The following is a 21798-nucleotide window of genomic DNA, read 5'->3' as shown; positions in this document are numbered from 1 at the left end:
GATCGTTTATCATTCAATGAATATTTGATAAGAATATCTTAGGAATTACAGGTTGAGTTCTAACGTCACGCTTAAACAAATTGCAGAAGCACTTGGGATATCTGCTATGACTGTTTCTCGGGTCATCAACAACAAAAAGAACGTTGATGAAGAAACCCGTAAGAAAGTTTTGGAGAAAGCTAGAAGCATGGGTTATACTCCCAATTATCTGGCAAAAAGCCTGGTTTCCAATAAATCATTTACGATAGGTGTTGTAGTTCCGGAGATCTCCCACTCTTTTTTCCCGGAAGTTATTCGCGGGATTGAAGAAGTAACCTATCAGAAGAATTATCAGTTGATCCTTACACATTCGGCTGAGGATACGGAGCGGGAAAAAGCCGCCATAGAAACACTTCGCTCAAAACGGGTTGATGGTATCATGATCTCCTGTTCACAGTACACCAAAGACCTCAGTTACTTTGAAGAGCTCCGTTCCAGCGGAATGCCTGTTGTGTTCTTTGACAGGTGTATCGTTGATTTAGGCTTTAGCTGTGTGGGGGTAGATGATAAGGCAGCAGCAAAAAAGATAACCCAGCACCTGATCGATCACGGCTACACAAAGATCGCGCATTTAAAAGGAGCACAAGGGTTGTCTATCGGGCGCAGGAGACTTCAGGGATTTAAAGAGGCTATGGAAGAAAATAAGCTTGAGGTTTTGGACGAGTGGGTGGTCGAATCCGGACTTCAGGAAGAAGGCGGGTACGAGGCTATGAATAAGATACTGGATCTCCCGGAAGGCAACCGGCCAAGGGCGGTGTTTGCCATCAATGACCCGGCAGCTTTTGGTGCCATCGAAGCGATCAAAGAAAAAGGATTGATTATACCGGAAGATATTGCCATCGTTGGCTTTTCTGATGATATCAGAGCAAAACTACTCCCTGTCCCCTTAACAACGGTGCATCAGCCGGCATATGAGGTGGGAAAAGAGGCTGCAAAAAAACTATTGAGTATCATTGACAATGAAAATGAGTCGAATGAGACAATTGAAGTTCTTACGCAATTAAAGATCCGTTCATCTTGTGGAAGCCATTGAAACCTAGCCACCAATCGGCAGGATATTATGATCATTTGATACCTGGCTTGGAACCCCTGGCCCGGTTTGTTTCTCTACCCGTCGTTAATACTTTGACTCTTCATTAAGGCATAGTATATTAGATATGTTAACGTTAACATAAGAATAGTGAAACCAACAATAATTGTATAAAGGGTCCGAAGTGATGGATCAAAATAACACGTTTTCTGATTTTGAAGAGAATACTCATACTGGATTCGTTTATATGAGTTACAATTATGGAAATGACCAAATTCAGTAAATAAGCTATTATAATTATGAAGAATCTTTTCAGATATCCGTTACTTAGTGCCTTGCTGTTATTGCTGGCAGTGAATTTCACTGGATGTGCGCCATCGGAAATTGAAACCGTGGAGACTCATTTTGATTTCAACACAGAATGGGAGTTCGTTAAGGATATGGATACGACCATTACAGATGAATTGTTTGATCCCGGTTCGGATCAGCTTGAATGGGAATCGGTTCGGTTGCCGCATACAGCCAACATTGAACCGTTGGTTATTGAAGATCAGCAGTGGCAGGGCGATAGTTTCTATAGGAAATTCTTTACAGTTGATCCGGAGCTTAAGGGTAAGCACATCACCCTGAAGTTTGAGGGAGCTATGCATGAAGCTGATATCTATCTGAATGGTAAAAAGGTTGGATACAATGCCGGCGGTTATCTGCCTTTTGTGGTGGATATCTCTGATCACGTTAATATTGGGGAAGAAAATTCCCTGTTGGTTAAATTGAATAATGAGGATAATTCAACCATTCCGCCCGGTAAAGCCATTGAGATGCTGGATTTCAATTATTATGGTGGCATCTACCGGGATGTATATCTTGTAGTGGAGGATCAGCTGAGAATACCAGATGCTGTTGAAGTTGACAGGGTGGCTGCCGGTGGATTATTGGTATCTTTCGAAGACGTTTCAGAGGGAGTGGCCACAGTTTCTGTTCAAACCGATGTAGAAAATTTAAGAGCTGAGCCAACTGAAGCTCGCCTTATATATATCCTGCAGGATGCCGGGGGTAATACAGTGGTGTACTCAGAAGCTGAGGTGCAGGTTGAATCCGGTTCAAACTCTCTTCAAACTGAGAAATTATTGGTTCAGGATCCAAATCTTTGGTCCCCTGCCTCTCCATATCTCTACACTCTTACGGTACAGCTCTATGACGGTGGTAAACTGGTTGACAGTGAGCAAGAGCGCATCGGTATCAGGACATTTGGCTTCGATGAGGATAATCAATTTGTATTGAATGGAGAGCGATTGTATTTAAGAGGCACGAATCGTCATCAGGATTATCCGTATATCGGTTATGCCCTTTCTAATGAGGCTCAATATCGCGATGCGTACAAGATCAAGGAAGCAGGTTTTAATTTTATCCGCATTGCACACTATCCACCGGATCCCGCATTCCTGAAAGCAGCCGATGAATTGGGCTTATTATTTATGGATGCTATTCCGGGTTGGCAATACTATGAAGATGGATTGTTTGCAGAACGTGCCCTGAATGATGTTCGAAAAATGGTTAGGAGAGATCGCAATCACCCAAGTATTATTTTCTGGGAAGCCTCTCTTAACGAATCGGATATGCCGGAAGAATTTATGGAACAGGCTCATGCTGCGGTGAAAGCAGAGTTGCCGTTCGCAGATAATTATACAAGTGGTTGGATGGACCATGCTTATGATATCTTTATCCCGGCGCGGCAGCATGCCCGCCCACCTGCCTATTGGAGCGATTACGACAAAGATAAACCACTGTTTATAGCTGAATACGGTGATTGGGAATATTATGCCCAAAATGCCGGATTCAATCAGGATGCCTTTGAGGATCTGCAGGAAGATGAACGAACCTCACGTCAGCTTCGGGGGGACGGTCAGCGCAGGCTCGCACAACAGGCTCTTAATTTTCAGGAGGCGCACAACTCAAACCTGAAAGGACCTTCATTAGGTGATGCCAACTGGGTGATGTTTGACTACAACCGCGGTTATGCCCCGGACATTGAATCTTCAGGAATCAGAGATATCTTCCGCATCCCGAAATTTACTAACTATTTTTATGCGAGCCAGGCCTCTCTTGAGTTAGAGGAAATAGACCCCGAATTCTATGGCCCGATGGTGTATATTGCCAATTACTGGTCTGATCCTGATTTCACTGATGTTAAGGTGTACAGCAATGCTGAGGAAGTAGCTTTGTTCCTGAATGATGAAGAAATTGCCCGACAAAAGCCCGATACAGATCGTGTTTCAACTGAATTGGATCATCCTCCATTTACCTTCGGCTATCTGGATTTTGAGGCAGGTACCCTCAAAGCAGTAGCCTACATAGATGGAAAGCCGGTGGCTGAGCATGAGCGCATTACCCCGGAAGATCCAGTATCTCTTTCTTTAAGTGCAGATTTGAGTGGAAAACAGATCCAAAGTGGACATAACGATGTGGTTTTTGTGTATGCATCCGTTGTAGATGAAAACGGCAGGACCATTTGGGAGGCTGATCAAGAGATCACATTTGAATTGAAAGGTGAGGGCGAGCTGATTGGGCATAATCCTATTACTGCTGAAGCCGGCATTGCTGCGATACTCTATCGTGCAGGGAAGGATCCGGGCAATGTAACCATCACAGCAACTGCAAATGGATTGGAAGCCGGTTCGATCACATTAACTATAAACTAGATCCGCCATGAAACTTACATCACTTTTAAGTTTATTTATTGTAATACTCGTTAGTCAAACGGCCTATGCACAGCCAACCGATTCTACCTCATTTCACCTGAATTATGCGGTGGGAGCTGATCTTTCATTTCTTAAAATGGCAGAGGAAAACGGGACCGAGTTCAAGGATAATGGCGTAGTGAAGCCGGGACTGGATATCTTCAGCGATCACGGATATGACTGGATCAGATTGAGATTGTTTCATTCTCCTGATCGCCTCCCAAATGACCTTGAATATACCATAGAACTGGCTCAGGAAGCCCAAAAGCGAGGAATGAAATTCCTGCTGGATTACCACTATTCAGACAGCTGGGCGGATCCGCAAAAACAATGGATGCCGGAAGCATGGGAAGGACTGGAGTACGAAGGACTCCGTGATTCAGTATACGATTATACCAAACGTACCATCGAGGCCTTTCGGGAAGCCGGTGTGATGCCGGAAATGGTACAGATCGGCAATGAGATCCGGAATGGCATGATCTGGCCGGCGGGGCAACTTCCTGAAAACTGGGATACTTTTGCCGGATTGCTGCAAGCAGGAATTGACGGTGTGGATGCCGGCCGTGGACAGGAAATGCGTCCACAAATTATGATCCATTATGATAATGGCGCCGATGCAAAAGGAAACCGAGAGTTCTACGATAACATTGAAAAGTATGGTATTGAATTCGATATCATCGGTCTCTCCTACTATCCGTGGTGGCATGGAAATTTACTGGAGTTACGAGAGAACCTGCTTTCTTTGATGAGACACTACGATGAGGATATTATCCTTGTGGAAACGGCTTATAACTGGCGTCCCTCTGAGTATATTGAGGAAGGAGCATTAGCTCCCTGGCCCGAAACTCCCGAAGGACAGAAGGATTTTTTGGAAACGGTTCATGAAACGCTAATCAACATAAACAGTTCACGCATTAAGGGTATCTTTTGGTGGGAACCGGCCGTTACCGGAGGGTTGCGATCACGTGGTTATTTTGATGACGACGGGAATGCTCTTCCGGTCATAAATGTGTTTGATAAATACAAGAGACAATGACCTTTAGCTAAGAGAATTTTTACCCCCGATCATACATGGAAGAGACTGAGATCACAAAGCGTTCAAAAAAAGAGTGGAAAGAAATAGTTCTCGAAAACGAGAAATTACGTATTACTCTGCTTCCCGAATTGGGCGGTAAAATGACAAGGCTTGAGAACAAGGGAACAGGAACCCAATTCCTAAAACAATATGAAAAGAGTGAAGGCGATCTAAAGCCGCCAAATTTGGGTTTCGATTTTAAACCTCCCTATGCCTTTGGCTTCGATGAATGTTTCCCTACGATTGCGCCTTCTAATTATCTGTTTAACGAAAGCGTGATCCATTTGCCGGATCATGGTGAACTTTGGACACAAGAGTGGGAATATGAACTTCATGACGATCGTGTTGTACTGAAAGCAACGGGGGTGAATCTTCTATATGAGTTTGAGAAGGAGATCGTACTTAAAGGCAGTGAAATTGAGATCAGCTATAGCGTAAGAAATAATTCATACCGCCAATTTGATTATATATGGTCGTCCCACCCTCTACTGGAAATAAATGATCAGGATGAGTTGCTGATCCATGAAGAGGTGAACCGGGTCTCCGTCCACAGATCCAATGAAGAAGGTCAGGTTAGAAAAAAGGAAACGGAGTGGCCTTATTTGTTTGGTGGTAAAACAGACTTTTCGATCGTCCAGCCTCAGGCTAGTAATCAGGCTATGAAATTATTTGCTGAAAATGTAGGAAAAGGAAGAGCTGGACTGTACAGAAAAAGGTCTGATGAAACGATCCTGTTTAATTTTGATGCAGAAAAGACACCTCATCTTGGTATATGGCTGTGTTATGGTGGTTGGCCTGAAGAGGCGGAGACAGGGAGTTACACCGTTGCCCTGGAACCTGCAACAGCTTCTTTTGATAAGCTTTCTGACGCCATTGAGAACGCAGAAAACAAAGTTATTGAGCCGGGCGGATGCCATAAGTGGACTATAACAATGAAAATCATAAGTGGTAAGGCCGTAATTTGAGGATTGAATGACCGAGTTAGAAATAAAAATAAAAGAACAATTCCTGTCGAAATATGACAGTGAACCAATATTGATAAACTCTCCAGGGAGGGTAAACCTGATTGGAGATCACACCGATTACAATGACGGGTTTGTGCTTCCGGCCGCCATCGATAAGGTGATCGTTTTGGGAATAGCTTCAAACAAACTTGGCAAGATCCGGGCGTTTTCTGCTGATATGAATGAATCTGTGGTGTTAGACCTGAACGACCTGCATAAAAGTGATAAGCATTGGGCCAATTACATTAAAGGAGTAGTTGCTGAACTTCAAAAAGAGAAATTCAAGCTGAAAGGTTTTGACGTGGTCTTTGGTGGAAATATCCCGATCGGAGCCGGGCTGTCTTCTTCTGCGGCTCTGGAAGGGGCATTGACCGTAGGCCTGAATAAGTTATTCAAGCTTAAAATAGACCGTAAGAAAATGGCCCGTATCGGGCAGCTTACCGAACACAAACACGTTGGAGTGAAATGTGGCATCATGGATCAGTTCATCAACCTGCACGGTGAGCCTGAGAAGGCATTGAAGCTGGATTGCAGGACTCTGGATTATGACCTTTACCCTTTTCATCAGGAAGACAACAAGATCGTTTTATGTAATTCTAAAGTAAGTCATAATCTGGCTGAATCTGAATATAATGTGAGGCGTTCACAGTGTGAAAAAGGAGTTAAGATCTTAAAGAAATATGATCCGGAGATACAGAACCTTCGTGATGTGAGTATGGAATTGCTGATGGAGCATCAGGGAGAGCTGGGTCCGGTTGTATTCAAACGCTGTAAATTTGTGTTGGAAGAAAATAAAAGGGTTCATAATGCTTGTGAGGATCTGAGTAAGGATGACCTCAGTTCATTCGGCCAGCGCATGTTCGAATCGCACGAAGGATTGAGTAATGATTATGAGGTAAGCTGTGAAGAGCTTGACATCCTGGTTGAACTCGCCAAAGATCAACCCGGTCTGTTGGGGTGCCGCATGATGGGCGGTGGATTTGGCGGCTGTACGATAAACCTGGTAGAAAATGATCAGGTGAAGCCTTTTACGGAGTACATCTCGAAAGCGTACAAAGAACGAACTGGCATTGAAGCTGAGATCTATATCACCAGGATCAATGGTGGTGCCCGTATCATTGAATAGTATAGCAGGAGCAAACCATGAAGTTAGATTTTACAAAACATCCGCACCGAAGGCTGAATTTATTGACCGGTGAATGGGTGCAGGTTTCGCCACACCGAACCAAACGCCCATGGCAAGGTCAGGAAGAGGAAACGGGTCAGGATAAAAAGCCTGAGTATGATCCTGATTGTTATCTTTGTCCCGGCAACGACCGGGCGGGTGATGGCAGAAATCCGGAATATACCTCCACCTTTTCGTTTGTGAATGATTTCAGTGCCTTACTCCCTGATACTTCAAATGAAAAAGTGAATGACAGTGATCTTCTGATTGCAAAAGGGGAACGCGGGATTTGTAAGGTGATCTGCTTTTCACCAAGACATGATCTCACTCTTGCTGAAATGGAGCTGCCTCAGATCGAGAACGTAGTGGATCTATGGGTGAGTGAATACAAAGAGTTGGGCCAAAAAGATTTCATCAACTATGTACAGATCTTTGAGAACCGTGGAGAGGTGATGGGCAGCAGTAACCCCCATCCGCACGGACAGATATGGGCACAAGAGACCATCCCTGAAGAGCCTGCTAAGGAATTGAATCGATTCAAGGATCATTATGAGAAACATGGTAGCACGGTACTTTCGGATTATCTGAAGCTTGAGCTGGAACGTAAAGAACGCCTGGTGGCAGAGAATGACCACTTTGTTGTGGTTGTGCCATTCTGGGCATTCTGGCCATTTGAGACCTTGGTGATTAGCAAGCGGCCTTTTGCCCGTTTTACGGATATGACGGATGAGGAGCGAAAAGGACTGGCCGATATTTTAAAGAAGATCACCGTCAAGTACGATAATGTATTCAAGGTCTCATTTCCATATTCAGCCGGATTCCACCCCGCGCCAACGGATGGTAAGGATCATCCTGAGTGGCATTTTCATATGCACTTCTATCCGCCATTACTGCGCTCTGCTAATATCAAGAAATTCAGGGTCGGGTATGAGATGCTGGCCAATTCCCAGCGGGATGTCACGGCAGAATACAGTGCTGAATGGCTGCGAGAACTTCCTGATGTTCATTATAAGAAAAGAAGGTAATCTCCGTTGTTTTGAGATAAGATCCTACAGCATTTCCCCAAATAAAAAACGGTCGGAGGAGCCCCTAGCCTCTGACCGTTTGATACATTTTCTTTCTAGATCCTTACCAGAACATGGCGTAAAGAGCGGTGGTTATGATCAGGATCACATACGCACCAATATTGAACGCAGGTCCTGTTTTGAACATGGAAGCTGTTGTATGGATCGCTTTGGGATCTTCGTCATCGGGGTTGGTAGTTAAACTAACACCGGCGATGATCACAACCGTAAGTATCATGGTATAATACATCTGTGTGAGGAAGGGAAGCTCAAGAGAAGGCAGCTTCAACAGTAGCGCGATAACGATAGATGACAGAACCCCATAGATCGCGCCTTTGGTGGTGGTCTTTTTCCAGAAAAGGCCCATGATAAATACTGCCAGAATACCCGGACTTACCACACCGGTGTACTCCTGAATGAACTGAAATACCTGAGGCACATCTTCCAGAAGCGGAGCGATCAGAACAGCTGTAATAAGTGCTACAGCAGCGGTAATTCGGCCCATGTTTACGGTCTGCTTATCTGAGGCATTCTTGTTGATATAAGCCCGATAGATATCCATGGTAAAGATAGTAGCCACGGAATTCAGCATAGAAGCCAAAGATGATACAATGGCTGCAGCAAGGGCCGCCACCACAAGTCCTTTAAAACCCGGTGACAGGAACACACTGATCAGCCAGGGGTAGGCATTGTCATATTCAATACTGCCATCAGGATTTGTGAACACGCTGAGTACCCCGGGAATTTGTGTGGTACCTTCAGGCTGTGTGTACAGCACGTAAACAATGATACCGGGGATCACGACGATCAGTGGGATCAATAATTTCAAAAAGGCAGCAAAGATAATTCCTTTCTGTGATTCCTTAAGGGATTTAGCAGCGAGGGTTCTTTGAATGATATACTGATTGAAGCCCCAATAATAAAGGTTAGCAACCCAGAGCCCACCGATCAGCACAGCGATACCCGGCAGGTTGTCGAATTCGGGATTCGATCGTTCGAGGATCATATTGAATTTATCACCCGCAGTATCATAAAGATGGGCCATGCCATTCAGGATGCCACCCTCAGGAGTGAGATTATATAATGCTGCGAAAGTTGTTACAAAGCCACCGAGTACAAGCAATCCAACTTGCAGAACATCGGTCCAGGCTACCGCTGAAAGGCCGCCGTACAACGAGTAGGCAGCAGCTATTGCAGCTAATCCAATAAGAGCATAGATCACCAGGCTGCCGTCACCGGTTCCCATGATTGTATCCAGGGCTTTGGCACCAAGGAACATTACTGTGGTCAGATTAACGAAAACGAATAGAGCGATCCAGAATATAGCCAGAATAGTCTTGAGCGTAGTGTTGTAACGGTGCTCAATAAATTCAGGGATCGTGTAAAGTTTCTTTTCAATAAAGATAGGAAGCAGGTACTTACCTACAATGATCAGGGTGATGGCAGCCATCCACTCGTAAGATGCAATGGCAAGGCCAACCGCAAAACCGGAACCTGACATACCGATGATCTGCTCGGCTGAGATGTTTGCGGCTATCAGCGAGGCACCAATGGCCCACCAGGGGAGTGATTTACCGGCCAGGAAATAATCCTCTGCATTTTTTTGATGACCTTTCTTATCTCTTGATACCCATAAGCCAATCCCAATGATCAAAGCGCAATAGGCTACGAAAACAACAATGTCTATCCCTGTCATAACACCTGTTTTATTTGAAATACAATTTCAAGCCAAATGTAAATGGATGTCGACAAAATTGCTTAGCCTAATTTGAAGAATTTTTACACATGTCAGAGACGAGGGATAGTTTTTAATTAAAAAATATATTAAGGAACGGTATGAATAATTATTTGATTCTGTGCTTTATATAATAATTCATCATAATTACTATATTATTATTTAAGATTATAGGTTAACAAAATAATACAGTTATGGATATTAAATTTGTAAAGAGAACAAACATTAAATCATCAAAAAAGAGAACCTCTAAATTCAAGCCTTTACTGGAAGCTATTGAAAAGCTTAAGCCCGGCGGTCAGGCCGTTGAAGTGAGTTATTCCAACGAAAAGAATATTAATTCAATGCGTACGGCAGTGTATCAGTTTGGCAAGCAAAACGATTTTAAAGTGAAAAGCAGAAGAGACGCTGACAACAAAAAGATCTATTTCTATCGTGATAAATAGGAAGTGAATTCAAAAGTATTTTGTTAGATAGATCTGAATGTCATCCCCGTGAAGTCGGGATTCTTTTTGTTGAAAGAAAACCATTCCAAATCTAACTAATCTGTTTCCTTTTTATCAACATTTGCCCATTTAAGATATTTACCTCTGAGCTCAGCAATATGTTCGTCCATGGTTTCCTTTTCCCAATTGGAAGTATCCACAGGTGGGTGAATGTGCGCCTTTATCTTTCCGCTTTTTGAAAGCAGTGAACCGCCAAGGCTCAGTTCCTGATTCCCATCAAAATAAATGGGCACGATCGGATAGTTAAGATCGATCGCCATGTGAAAGGCTCCTTTCTTGAATGGACCAATGATACCGGGATGTTTACGAGAGCCTTCGGGGGCAACCATGATAGAAAGGTTGTCACGTATTATTCGGTCGTAGGTATTCTGAAGTTTGGCCACAGCCTTTTTACTTTTCTTGCGTTGTATAAAAACCTGTCCGGTAAGGTGACCTACAATAAAGAATAGCGGGTTATACTGCAGCTCCCATTTTGCCACAAAACGAATGCGGGGCAATCCCAGTGCGATCATGGTAACAAGGTCCAGGGTCGAACTGTGGTTGATGGTATAAATGACCGGGCGGTCGACAGGTTCACCATGCTGGATGACTTCAAAATTAATGCCCAGCGTCCAAAGAACGGGGTAAGCAATAAAGGGACCAAAATTCTCTACCACGAAGTTAGTGGCCTTCCCAAATGACAGGATCAGCAATACCGCTATCATGGGGGTAGAAATGGCGAACATAAAAAAGAACACGATGATGGCCAGGAAACTACGGAAGTACTGGATCGGAGTTAGTGATGTTGCCATTTGGTTGGATTATTTTTGGATGAATATAGCAGAAGACAAGCACCTGTGAAAATGCAGAATGGTATGAGAGTGAAAAACTCAATAGATTTGGGCTAATGAACGGAAAAGGATCACATAAAGCTAATGAGCTTGAACCCTTTGAACCGGTTTGGTGGGCATGGAACACCCATGTTCATACTATAGTGGCATCTCAGTTCACAAAAGTTCAAAAACCGGCTCACGAACGTATTGAGATCGATACACCCGATGAGGACTTTTTAGAGATCGACGTATGCAATTTCCCGACTGACAAACCCATTGTAGCTTTATTTCATGGACTTGAGGGCTCGTCAGATCGGCATTATATCGCAAATTTGATGAGTGAACTGAAGAGGGCCGGGTTTCCATCAGTGGCATTGAATTTCAGGGGATGCGGGAGCCGGCTCAATGATCAGCCACGGTTCTATCATTCCGGAGCTACGGATGATTATCGTACACTTTTTAACTGGATCAGGCGTCAGTTCCCTGTAAAAGAGATCTATGCTGTAGGATACTCTCTGGGAGCTAACGCGCTGGTTAAATATCTGGGCGAAGAGGGCAGCGAAAGTGTGGTAAAGCGTGCCGTAGCGGTTTCGCCGCCCTATGACCTGAAAGAAGGGTCGTTACGTATGCAGCAGGGGATAAACAAGTTCTACGAAAAACGATTTTTGATAACCCTGGCAGATAAGCTGGAAATGAAAAGAGAGTTATATCCGGGTATGCCTATATATAGTGGTAGTTCGATCTACGAGTTTGATGATCAGGTTACTGCGGCCTTACATGGGTTTTCCGGTGCTGATGATTATTACTTCAAGTGCTCAAGCCGGCACTTTTACGGAGAGGTCAAGTCAGACCTGCTGGTAATTCACAGCAGAGAAGACACTCTTTGCCCCATTGAATTTGCACCTCAAAAAACGATAAGGGAAAATCCGGTCATTCAAACCTTGTTTACGGAAGAAGGTGGACACGTTGGTTTTTTGAGTTCACCATCAGGTTGGCTGTATCGTATGATATTGAATTGGTTTGAGGCTGATCAAAAATGATGCCCAACAGTTATTTTCAGAGAATAGGGCCCGTTGGCATCTTTGGTCATCAGCGTCAGCTCTACCGGACCGATAAGGGTGACGAGGCCTGCTGATAGTCCAAACCCATTTTGGAAATCAGATACAGGAATGTCCCACGTCCAGGTATCCTGAACATCAGAGGCATTCCATTTGAGCTGTGCGTACCCATTATCTCTGAACTGAAACTGCAGGCCTGCTTCTAAAGACTTAAGGTTATCACCCCTGAGCTCATGCACCTTATAACCCAGCAGCGGATATTGGTGATCAGATCTGACGTAATTAGGGAAAGCGCCTCCGCTGTAAAACTGATAATGCAGCGGTAGTTCTTTTTTATCGCTGAAGGTTCCACCGGCGCTAATACGGGTCATAAAAGTGAATGTATCATTCAAAGGTAATCGCGATTCCCAGTTAAGAACGTGCTGAATAAATGAAATTCCACTGCCCCAGTAAGTATTTGAAAGTTCGGTTTGGATGAACAGTTGATTTCCTGAGGAAGGGAAGTAGGTTTGGTTAAACGTGTTTATATATAACGAGCCCTGAGCTGATAAGATCCTGTCCACATTGTTGAACAACAAAGTTTCACCTACAGCCTGATCGATATTATAGAATTCCGTTTTTGCCCCGGCTGAAAGCGAGGCGTTTTGAAAGGCTCTGATCCATGTCTTAACGTTAAACGAAAGGGACTCGACGTTTACGGAAGAAGCGATCAAGTTTCCATCAAAGATGTCTATAGGGATGCGGTAACCATCCAGTTTAAAGTTCAATCCCGACTCCGGATAAAGGGTATAGGGCAGGGCATAACTGCCACTCAATTCAAGTTGTTCCCCAAGGCGGAGTTCACCTACAAAAGCATCAGCCTCGTAGAATACCTTGTTGAACATGCTGCTGAAAAGCAAGGATGCCCTGTATTGACTGTCGTACCTGGCGCCAAGGCCAAGGGTGTTTTGCTGAGCAGCCGAAATTTGAATACTTAAAATGGAACCTTCTGAATCCAGATCCGGCAAAATTCGGTAGCTTAGATCTTCAATATGACCTGAAGAATATATCAATTCCATTTGTTCGGATATCTTACTGACGGGAATGATCTGTCCTTCCTGAATAGTAAGTGAGCTTCTAAGGCTGTTCCTCAGATATTCATCAGCTCCTACTATATTTATCTTGCTGATAGAGATGTTATCCGGAATTTTTGAAAAAGATCTGTGAGTATGCCCCGAGTGCCTTTTTTGGATTTCTCTAAGTTGAGGAAGAACGGCTCTTGCCGCTTTTTCACCCTCCGCAATGATCTCTCTTGCTTTGTTGAAATCAAAGATGGTGAAATTCTTAATATCGGGACTTATGAGAAGATCCGTCTTTTCTCTTTGTACGATATTTGACTTCTCACGGCTGAAACCAACTGATTGCACCATGACGTCAATAAACGAATTAAGGCTGTCGGCCGGAAGGATGGGTTCACTCACATCTGAAGTGATCACGATATCAGCACCAAGTTCCCGGGCATCGGTTGCAGGGATATTCCGGATCACACCCCCATCAATATAAAGCGAGTCGTTCATAGCCACGGGTTTGAAAACACTTGGAATAGCCGTACTGGCACGGATCGCTTCAGGAAGAAATCCGCTGTCTATCATTATACCCTCACCGGTTTCCAGGTTTGTGACAACACAGGCAAAGGGAATTGGAAGCTCCCTGAAATTGGTGACCTGATGGTATGGAAGGGTTAACTGATTCAGCAAAAGTGAGATCTTCTGTCCCTCAACAAGACCGCGCGGCAGGCTTAAGCTTCCACCTCCGTATGGAACCGAAAAGATGAGCCGCTCATTTGACTGATTCTGAAAAATGGACTGGTATTTTCGAGGCCTGCTTTCATTGAATAACTCATTCCAGTCAGTATTTAAAGCGATATCCTCAAGTTCTTCTATGCTATACCCAATGGCGTATAATCCGCCGACTACAGCGCCCATGCTTGTACCTGTGACAACATCCACTTGAATGCCGGCTTCTTCAAGCACCTTCAACACCCCAATGTGTGCAAAGCCCTTGGCACCGCCACCGCTCAGTGCAAGTCCGATCTTGAGGGTATCTTCACCGGCTTCATTTTCACTCTGTGCAAGTACAACGGTTGATCCGCAAAATATGATCAAGACAAGAACACCCAGTAATGAATTTCTAAATTTAAACAGCATGGTCAATGGCCGAATAGATCGGCTATTTTTAGAATTTTTTAGACTGAAAATAGAACATGAAAGATAATGCTTTATTGGTATCAAATGTTAAAGGCGTATCACGAAACCATTACTTAATTCGTAGGTAAGATTAGGTATGTCGATGATAGGGTCGGCATCATATGAAGCTGTAAAACCAATGGATACAGCCACGCGCTTGCTAAGGTCCATTTCCAGTTCAGACTCGAATATAGACCGCGCTTTAAAGAATCTATCAGGTCGCGCCTGATAATAACCCACCAGCTTGAATTTAGCTGTTTCACTGAGCTTTCCACGTAATGAGATGTTGCTCGTGCTTTTCAGGAATTCGTTTTTAATGGAAGCCTGTTCATTCAGTTGCCATTCCTCATATTCACCCATCAGGGCAGTAGAAATGCTCGCCTGCCATGTATCAGAGCGATAAAAGCGGTATTTGATACCGGCTCCGGCCAGGGCGCGGTTATTAAGCCCGAGGTTGTTGTTGTATTGATACTGAATGAATAGTTCGGGGGAAAGTTGTTCCATCCTCCGGAATGTGGACCTCAGGTGAAGATAACCGCTGCTGATCAGTGAGTTTCCATCAAGGTTAACGAATTTTATTTTATTCAGAAGCATGTAGGCATGCCGGTTGGAAAAGTAAGAGAGATTCGATTCATTGGTGAACTCAAATACATCCTCGTTATAGTGATTCAGTGAAAGGTCGAACTCAAGTTCTCCGTACCAGCCGGTGGAATCACCATTGGCGCGGACGCTTTCAACGTTTAAGAGCTGGGCGTGTAAATTTGGACTGAGAATCAAAAAGCTCAGTATACAGAGGCCTTTAAAAAACAGATTCATTTGAGATATATGTTGGGTTAAAATTGATGATGCGGGTGACATACCATATCACAAAAACGCATGAATAGTTCCGGGTTTCATTGTCCAAACACTCAAACGATTCGTATCTTGCCACTGTTGTTAAAGATCACTCACGCAAATATAAAAACAAGCTAAATTAATGGTCATCATAATTGGAGCGGGTCCTATAGGACTTGCCACAGGCATTGCACTAAAAGAAAAAAATATACCATTTAAGATCATTGAGAAAGGTTGTTTGGTGAATTCCTTATTTCACTATCCTACTAACATGACCTTCTTTTCTACTTCCGATAAACTTGAGATCGGGAATATCCCCTTTATATCGCATGGCTCAAAACCTACCCGTGCTGAAGCACTTGAGTATTACCGACGGGTGTCAGAACACTACGAGCTGCCTGTGAATCTGTACGAAACGGTAGAAAGCATGGAAGGCGAAGACGGTAATTTCACCGTTAAAACTGACAAAGACATCTATAAGGCTGATAAAGTGATCGTGGCTTCCGGCTTTTACGGCAAGCCTAACATGATGAATGTGCCCGGTGAAGAGTTGCCCAAGGTGAAGCACTACTATGATGAGCCTCATCCCTATGCCTGGCAAAAGGTCTTGGTGGTTGGTGGCGGTAACTCAGCCGTGGATGCAGCCCTCGAGTGCTGGCGAGGCGGAGCGGAAGTAAGCATGTTACTGAAATATGACACCATCAAACCAACGGTGAAGTATTGGGTGAAGCCGGATATTGAGAACCGTATTAAAAATGGAGAAATACCTGCTTATTTCAACTCCGCTGTAAAGGAGATCCGTGAAAAAGAAGTGATTCTGGAAACACCTGACGGCGAAGTGACACTGGAAAATGATTTTGTCCTGGCTATGACCGGATATCATCCCAACTACGACCTTATGGAAAGCCTGGAGATCGAGCTCACAGAAGATGAAAAATGCATGCCGGTTTACGATAATGATAGCCTCGAAACCACGCGTAAAGGGGTATATGTGGCCGGCGTTGTTTGTGGCGGAATGGACACCAGCAGCCTCTTCATCGAAAACTCCCGCATACACGCCGAGCAGATCGCCAACCACGTAGAAAAGAATTTGTAGAGCATACTTTTTTAAGCCCATATCAAAAGTATAAACCTAACACACACAGTCATTCTGAAACCAAACCCTGACTATGCCGACAGGCAATCCTGTCCCCTCGAACACTCGTTGCGTAGCTCCGCTGCGCAATACCCTACTGAGTCTCCGCCTCAAATTGCAAATTATTGACCAGTTCATGGATTATAAACTGCAATATCGAAAAAATCAGAATCGCGGATTTGTCAGATTATGGGATTACGCGGCTTATTCGAGTCCCCTCCGACGACTTAAACATGGCTAGGCACTGTAATCCTGCAAAGAGTCGTCCGACGAATGGTTTGATCAAGACCAGACCCCACATAACGAAACGCCAGTCTTTGCGAGGCAGCTATTGGTTGAATGCAGGTTTATAAAGTCTAGCAACGAAGCAAAATCCCGATAGCAAGTTTCCAGGTAGATAAATGAGATTGCCACAGACTGTGTTCGCTACCGCTCACTGCAGTCTTCGCAATGACCGGATCTTGGTAGCCACCTCTTTTTGAAGCAGGATTTTCAGGATTAAAACAAGATCCACAGGCTTCACTTCAAGATTCGATGTGCCTTGTTGGATATTCGATATTCAACGAGTCCTCCCTTGAGGGAGGTGCCGGACTGCGCGAATGCGAAGTCTGGCTGAGGGTGTCCGTGGGTGACTCATGCCCGGCAGCTAATTTTCCACCTCATCTATCTTCTCCTCACCGACACTCTTGTCGGGACAGGTTCGCAAGGAGAAGGACGCCATGATGATTACTGGCATTTAAGATAACATGAGCCCTGATTTTTTTGCCTCTCTATGAACAATGATTCACAGAATAGCTTCATCTCCAAAACTTCAAAATTGAATGTTCGATGTTGGCTGTTCAATGTTCAACTCCTTCCCCAGTCAAACAACTGATCACTCAAAACTACCTTAGGAGTTATTACAACTTTGAACATCTAAAATTCATATTTTTATTACATGTTTCGGGAAAGAATTTCAGAACAATCAATGATAACTCAAAAACACTAACACAATGAAAGTAACAGTTGTTGGAGCCGGAGGTAACGTTGGCTCAACCGTAGTCGACGTCCTTGCACAGCGCGATATCTGTAAAGAGATCGTAGCCCTGGATATTGAAAAGAAAGAAGACGATAAAACATTCTACCCTTCTAAAGGCCGTGGATTGGATCAGTGGGAATCAGCTCCCGTCCACCTTTTTGACACTCGCATCACCGGTTCAGTTGATTATGCCGATACAGCCGGGTCCGATGTATGTGTGATCACGGCGGGTGTTCCGCGCCGTCCCGGTATGAGTCGTGATGACCTGCTAGAGATCAACGCTAATATTGTGAGCGGTGTAAGTGAAAAATTAGCGAAACATTCGCCAGACACTATCATCATCGTGGTATCCAATCCATTGGATGTGATGGTTCAGGTAGCCAAAGAGGCTAGCGGACTTCCTTACGATAAAGTAATGGGTATGGCCGGTATTCTTGATACCGCTCGTTTCCGTGCATTTATCGCAAGTGAGCTCGATGTGTCTCCAAAAGATATTCAGGCTCTTCTTATGGGTGGTCACGGTGATACGATGGTGCCGCTGCCGCGCTTTACTACATTAGCCGGTATGCCTATCACGCACTTCATCGATGAAGATCGCCTCGACGAGATCGTACAACGCGCCAAAAAAGGTGGCGGCGAGATCGTAGGACTGATGGGAACATCCGCATGGTATGCACCCGGTGCTGCTGCTGCACAGATGGTAGAAGCTATTTTGCTCGACCAAAACCGTATTTTCCCGGTATGTGCACACATCGACGGACAGTACGGAATTGATGATCTTTATATCGGCGTTCCTGTTAAACTTGGAACCGGTGGTATAAAAGAAGTGATAGAGGTTGAATTAAACGAAAAAGAACAAGATCTTTTAACTGAATCAGCCAAAGCCGTTCGCGGTACTTTGGAGGATTTCAGAGAACTAATGAAAAAGTAAACTAAATAAGCGAGGACTAAGGTTCTCACTACTTGCATTTTTATGATCCCGCATAAACCAGTTTTGTGCGGGATTTTTTTGTTTATGAAATCCATGGTAAGCTTGTCATCCCGAGTAGCAAAGGACATGGACATTGAACACGAGGGATCTCAAGGTTAGAACTGCCTTCCAGAGCAGAATTTGATATCCTTCGCGGTAAACCTGGTAATCCTTGTGTAAACCCCACTTCGCTCAGGATGACAACGGGTGGGGAAAACAGTCTACTTTGATGTTGTCATCCCGAGTGCATACCGGGTAGCAAAGGGAGAGTAAGTCTAACACGAGGGACTGTGTCCGACTGCCGGCGTGATCTCAAAGTATGCACTGCTTGCCAGATCAAAGCTTGAGATCCTTCGCGGCAAGCCTGCCAATCCTGCATCAATCCCCACTTCGCTCAGGATGACAACTTTCAGTTTTGACTGGAAAACCAATCCTTGGCAAAATCTTCCCACTTTGGATTCATACTTTCTATCAACGCGTTCTTCTTTTTTCTACTCCAACCCTTGATCTGTTTCTCTCTTTTTATTGCATACCCTACATCATCTGTCATTTCATAATACACAAGTTTATGTAGGTTATATTTTTTTGTGAATCCATCTATCTCTTTTTGCTTGTGTTGGTAAACCCGACGCATAAGATTATTGGTCATGCCTGTGTAAAGCATTTTGGAAGTATTGCTTAGCAAGTATATGTAGTAGGTTTTCTTCATACTTGTTAGAGCTGTTCAAAGGCTAATCCTTACAGAAAAATTTAAACGTTGTCATCCTGAGTGCGTACCAGGTTGTATAGTGCACGGCCATTGAACACAAGGGACTGTGTCCGACTGCCGGCGTGATCTCAAAGCGAGCACTGCCTGCCAGAGCAGAATTTGATATCCTTCGCGGTAAACCTGGTAACCCTTGTGTAAACCCCACTTCGCTCAGGATGACAACGGGTGGGGAAAACAGTCTACTTTGATGTTGTCATCCCGAGTGCATACCGGGTAGCAAAGGGAGAGTAAGTCTAACACGAGGGACTGTGTCCGACTGCCGGCGTGATCTCAAAGTATGCACTGCTTGCCAGATCAAAGCTTGAGATCCTTCGCGGCAAGCCTCCCAATCCTGCATCAATCACCACTTCGCTCAGGATGACATCTAAAGAGAATTAATTCCAACCCACGGTCGCCCCCGTCCACCGTCCTCGGTCCTTTGTCTTAAAAAACTTTCCCAAACAATTTTCTCATTATCTGTTACTTTCCTGAGGTAAATGAACCAATCGAAACTGTATACCATCATGAGATCACTCCAGAACATCACCCTTTGGCTTACCGCTTTAATTATCATCACTGTATCCGGATTATCCGCGCAAACACAAGCCCAAGACATTCAGGTTCCTGTGATCGAAGACGGGCAGGCACAGGTCATTCCCGAATTTGAAGATCCTGAAAACTGGATCCGCCACGACCTGTGGGTTGAAACAGAATTTGATTCAGATGGCAATGGCAAGCCCGATCGTATGCATGTGGCGGTAACGCGCCCCGAGCAAACTGAATCCGGTGATCTTAAGCTTCCGGTGATCTACGAAACAAGTCCGTACTACGCCGGAACTGCCCAGCCACCCTTTGATTTTTTCTGGAATGTGAAACATGAGATCGGTGAGGAACCACCGGCGCGTAAGGCAGGTCCTGATGTGCAGCGACGCGGAGAACGCCCCATCATCTCCAACTCCCTTATAAAAACATGGGTGCCACGCGGATTTATCGTGGTTCACTCCAGCTCTCCGGGAACAGGACTTTCACAGGGCTCCCCAACCGTCGGCGGCGATAATGAATCGCTGGCTCCCAAAGCCGTCATCGAATGGCTGAATGGCCGCGCAAAAGGATATACGACTCCCGATGGTAACGAAGAAGTGGAAGCCTATTGGACCACAGGTCAGGTTGGGATGACGGGAACATCATATAATGGAACCCTGCCGCTTGCTGCAGCCACTACCGGCGTGGAAGGGCTCGAGGCCATCATCCCCGTGGCTCCAAATACCTCTTATTATCATTATTACCGCTCCAATGGACTCGTTCGCTCTCCCGGCGGATATCTCGGGGAAGATGTGGATGTGTTATATGATTTCATTCACAGCGGGGCTGAGGAATACCGTACTCGCAACAACCGCGTGGTCCGTGATTCGATCATTGCCGGTGGTATCGATCGTATATCGGGTGACTACAACGACTTTTGGGCCGGCCGCGATTATCTTAACGACCTCGGCCCACTTGAAGCTCCCGTGCTGATGGCTCATGCCTTCAACGACTGGAACGTGATGCCTGAACACAGCTACCGTATCTATAAAGCCCTGAAGGAAAAAGGCGTTGAAACCATGGTATACTATCATCAGGGCGGGCATGGCGGTCAGCCTCCGCTTTGGCTTATGAATATGTGGTTCACCCGTTACCTGTATGACGTGGAGAACGGCGTTGAAGATCTGCCAAGAGCCTGGATCACCCGCGAAGATGACGAACGTGATCAGCCAACCTCATACCCCGATTACCCGCATCCGGCTGCGCAGGATGTAACATTTTATCTATCCGGTAATGCCCCAGAGCGCGGAACCCTTACCACTGAAACTACAACCAATGCCGGCACCGAGACCTTCATGGATAATGTGTCTTTTGACGGAACCGCACTGGCCAAAGCTGAGTGGACCAATCACCGTTTGATGTATGTAAGTGAACCGCTATCCGATTCCCTTCATATCTCCGGTGTACCATCCATCACGGTGAAGCTGGCGAGCAGTAAACCCTCGGCAAATCTCTCGGTGTGGCTGGTAGCCTTGCCTTGGGAAGAAGGTCGCGGCGCTCAGATCACTGATAACATCATCACCCGCGGCTGGGCCGATCCTCAGAATCATGAATCGCTGACTGAAAGCGAACCCCTTGAACCCGGGAAGTTCTATACCATCACCTTCGATCTGCAACCCGACGATCAGATCATCCCACCGGGACAACAACTCGGCCTCATGATCTTCAGCAGCGATCAGGAATACACTCTGCACCCACAACCCGGCACAGAACTAACCGTAGATCTGGATGGTACGATGTTGACGTTGCCAATTGTTGGCGGGAATGAAGCTTGGGAATAGGGTTTGGTTGCCAATGCGTGCAGTACCCTATCCCTGTCCCTTTCCCTAACGTCGCTTGCGCTATGCCGCTCCGTCAAGGGCAAGGGAACTCCATGGTGAATTATGTGGCAATAATCCATCATTTGGGCCCTAGCCCGGGTGATGGATGGTGGTGGATTAAGATTTGGTCGCCCATATCAGCGAAGGGTTGATCAAGCACATCCCATGGCAGAATGAATATTTTGTAAACCCTTCGCTTGTGTACTGTAAAGCTCCGGTTTTCATGGCAAATGTCATGTT

Annotated in this window: 15 protein-coding genes and 2 pseudogenes; 12 read left to right on the top strand and 5 right to left on the bottom strand. The window is 45.1% G+C overall.

Going from position 1 to position 21798, the window contains the following annotated elements:
* Nucleotides 1-49: 49 nt before the first annotated feature.
* The 7 genes and pseudogenes from ACKGJO_RS11315 to ACKGJO_RS11285 form a co-directional block, all read left to right on the top strand.
* Nucleotides 50-193: pseudogene (locus ACKGJO_RS11315) on the top strand (LacI family DNA-binding transcriptional regulator); the annotation flags it as partial.
* A complete protein-coding gene (locus ACKGJO_RS11310; RefSeq protein ID WP_411324085.1) occupies nucleotides 188-1072 on the top strand; it encodes a LacI family DNA-binding transcriptional regulator in 885 nt (294 codons plus the stop codon). The pseudogene ACKGJO_RS11315 and the gene ACKGJO_RS11310, both read left to right, overlap by 6 nt.
* A gap of 296 nt (nucleotides 1073-1368) precedes the next feature.
* Complete coding sequence (locus ACKGJO_RS11305; protein ID WP_411323549.1) at nucleotides 1369-3768, top strand: glycoside hydrolase family 2 protein; 2400 nt, start codon at nucleotides 1369-1371, stop codon at nucleotides 3766-3768.
* Nucleotides 3769-3775: 7 nt separating this feature from the next.
* Nucleotides 3776-4843 carry a glycoside hydrolase family 53 protein gene (locus tag ACKGJO_RS11300; RefSeq protein ID WP_411323548.1) on the top strand — a complete coding sequence of 356 codons (1068 nt, stop codon included), beginning with the start codon at nucleotides 3776-3778 and terminating at the stop codon, nucleotides 4841-4843.
* 26 nt (nucleotides 4844-4869) lie between these two features.
* A pseudogene (locus tag ACKGJO_RS11295) lies at nucleotides 4870-5847 on the top strand (DUF5107 domain-containing protein); the annotation flags it as partial.
* 7 nt (nucleotides 5848-5854) lie between these two features.
* Nucleotides 5855-7012 (top strand): galactokinase, encoded by a 1158-nt coding sequence (locus ACKGJO_RS11290; RefSeq protein WP_411323547.1) that lies wholly within the window; start codon nucleotides 5855-5857, stop codon nucleotides 7010-7012.
* A 17-nt stretch (nucleotides 7013-7029) separates the two neighbouring features.
* Nucleotides 7030-8076 (top strand): UDP-glucose--hexose-1-phosphate uridylyltransferase, encoded by a 1047-nt coding sequence (locus tag ACKGJO_RS11285; RefSeq protein ID WP_411323546.1) that lies wholly within the window; start codon nucleotides 7030-7032, stop codon nucleotides 8074-8076.
* Between the two features lie 103 nt (nucleotides 8077-8179).
* Here ACKGJO_RS11285 and ACKGJO_RS11280 read toward each other — a convergent pair whose 3' ends face one another.
* Nucleotides 8180-9811 (bottom strand): sodium/sugar symporter, encoded by a 1632-nt coding sequence (locus ACKGJO_RS11280; RefSeq protein WP_411323545.1) that lies wholly within the window; start codon nucleotides 9809-9811, stop codon nucleotides 8180-8182.
* Nucleotides 9812-10044: 233 nt separating this feature from the next.
* Here ACKGJO_RS11280 and ACKGJO_RS11275 point away from each other — a divergent pair, with 233 nt between their 5' ends.
* Nucleotides 10045-10296, top strand: a complete 252-nt coding sequence (locus ACKGJO_RS11275; protein ID WP_411323544.1) for a hypothetical protein — start codon at nucleotides 10045-10047, stop codon at nucleotides 10294-10296.
* A 95-nt stretch (nucleotides 10297-10391) separates the two neighbouring features.
* Here ACKGJO_RS11275 and ACKGJO_RS11270 read toward each other — a convergent pair whose 3' ends face one another.
* On the bottom strand, nucleotides 10392-11147 hold the full coding sequence (locus tag ACKGJO_RS11270) for a lysophospholipid acyltransferase family protein (RefSeq protein WP_411323543.1): 756 nt from the start codon (nucleotides 11145-11147) through the stop codon (nucleotides 10392-10394).
* 95 nt (nucleotides 11148-11242) lie between these two features.
* On the opposite strand from ACKGJO_RS11270, the gene ACKGJO_RS11265 reads away from it, so the two are divergent.
* A complete protein-coding gene (locus tag ACKGJO_RS11265) occupies nucleotides 11243-12208 on the top strand; it encodes a YheT family hydrolase (protein ID WP_411323542.1) in 966 nt (321 codons plus the stop codon).
* Here the strand turns inward: ACKGJO_RS11265 and ACKGJO_RS11260 are convergent.
* Both ACKGJO_RS11260 and ACKGJO_RS11255 read right to left on the bottom strand, forming a co-directional pair.
* Nucleotides 12199-14412: a patatin-like phospholipase family protein gene (locus tag ACKGJO_RS11260; protein ID WP_411323541.1), complete on the bottom strand. Its 2214-nt coding sequence runs from the start codon at nucleotides 14410-14412 to the stop codon at nucleotides 12199-12201. The genes ACKGJO_RS11265 and ACKGJO_RS11260 overlap by 10 nt on opposite strands.
* Nucleotides 14413-14499: 87 nt before the next feature.
* On the bottom strand, nucleotides 14500-15228 hold the full coding sequence (locus tag ACKGJO_RS11255; RefSeq protein ID WP_411323540.1) for a DUF481 domain-containing protein: 729 nt from the start codon (nucleotides 15226-15228) through the stop codon (nucleotides 14500-14502).
* A 199-nt stretch (nucleotides 15229-15427) separates the two neighbouring features.
* Here ACKGJO_RS11255 and ACKGJO_RS11250 point away from each other — a divergent pair, with 199 nt between their 5' ends.
* Together ACKGJO_RS11250 and mdh are read left to right on the top strand one after the other, a co-directional pair.
* Nucleotides 15428-16381, top strand: a complete 954-nt coding sequence (locus ACKGJO_RS11250; RefSeq protein WP_411323539.1) for a YpdA family putative bacillithiol disulfide reductase — start codon at nucleotides 15428-15430, stop codon at nucleotides 16379-16381.
* Between the two features lie 1031 nt (nucleotides 16382-17412).
* On the top strand, nucleotides 17413-18369 hold the full coding sequence (mdh, locus tag ACKGJO_RS11245) for a malate dehydrogenase (RefSeq protein ID WP_411323538.1): 957 nt from the start codon (nucleotides 17413-17415) through the stop codon (nucleotides 18367-18369).
* A 448-nt stretch (nucleotides 18370-18817) separates the two neighbouring features.
* Here the strand turns inward: mdh and ACKGJO_RS11240 are convergent, their stop codons facing one another.
* A complete protein-coding gene (locus tag ACKGJO_RS11240; RefSeq protein ID WP_411323537.1) occupies nucleotides 18818-19117 on the bottom strand; it encodes a GIY-YIG nuclease family protein in 300 nt (99 codons plus the stop codon).
* Nucleotides 19118-19680: 563 nt separating this feature from the next.
* Here ACKGJO_RS11240 and ACKGJO_RS11235 point away from each other — a divergent pair.
* Nucleotides 19681-21519 carry a Xaa-Pro dipeptidyl-peptidase gene (locus tag ACKGJO_RS11235; protein WP_411323536.1) on the top strand — a complete coding sequence of 613 codons (1839 nt, stop codon included), beginning with the start codon at nucleotides 19681-19683 and terminating at the stop codon, nucleotides 21517-21519.
* Nucleotides 21520-21798 lie beyond the last annotated feature (279 nt).

The organism is Gracilimonas qinghaiensis, assembly GCF_046602855.1.
In the GTDB taxonomy this organism is placed as follows: Bacteria; Bacteroidota; Rhodothermia; order Balneolales; family Balneolaceae; genus Gracilimonas.
The sequence above is the reverse complement of the archived record's forward strand: the minus strand, read 5'-3'. Positions and strand labels throughout refer to the sequence as shown.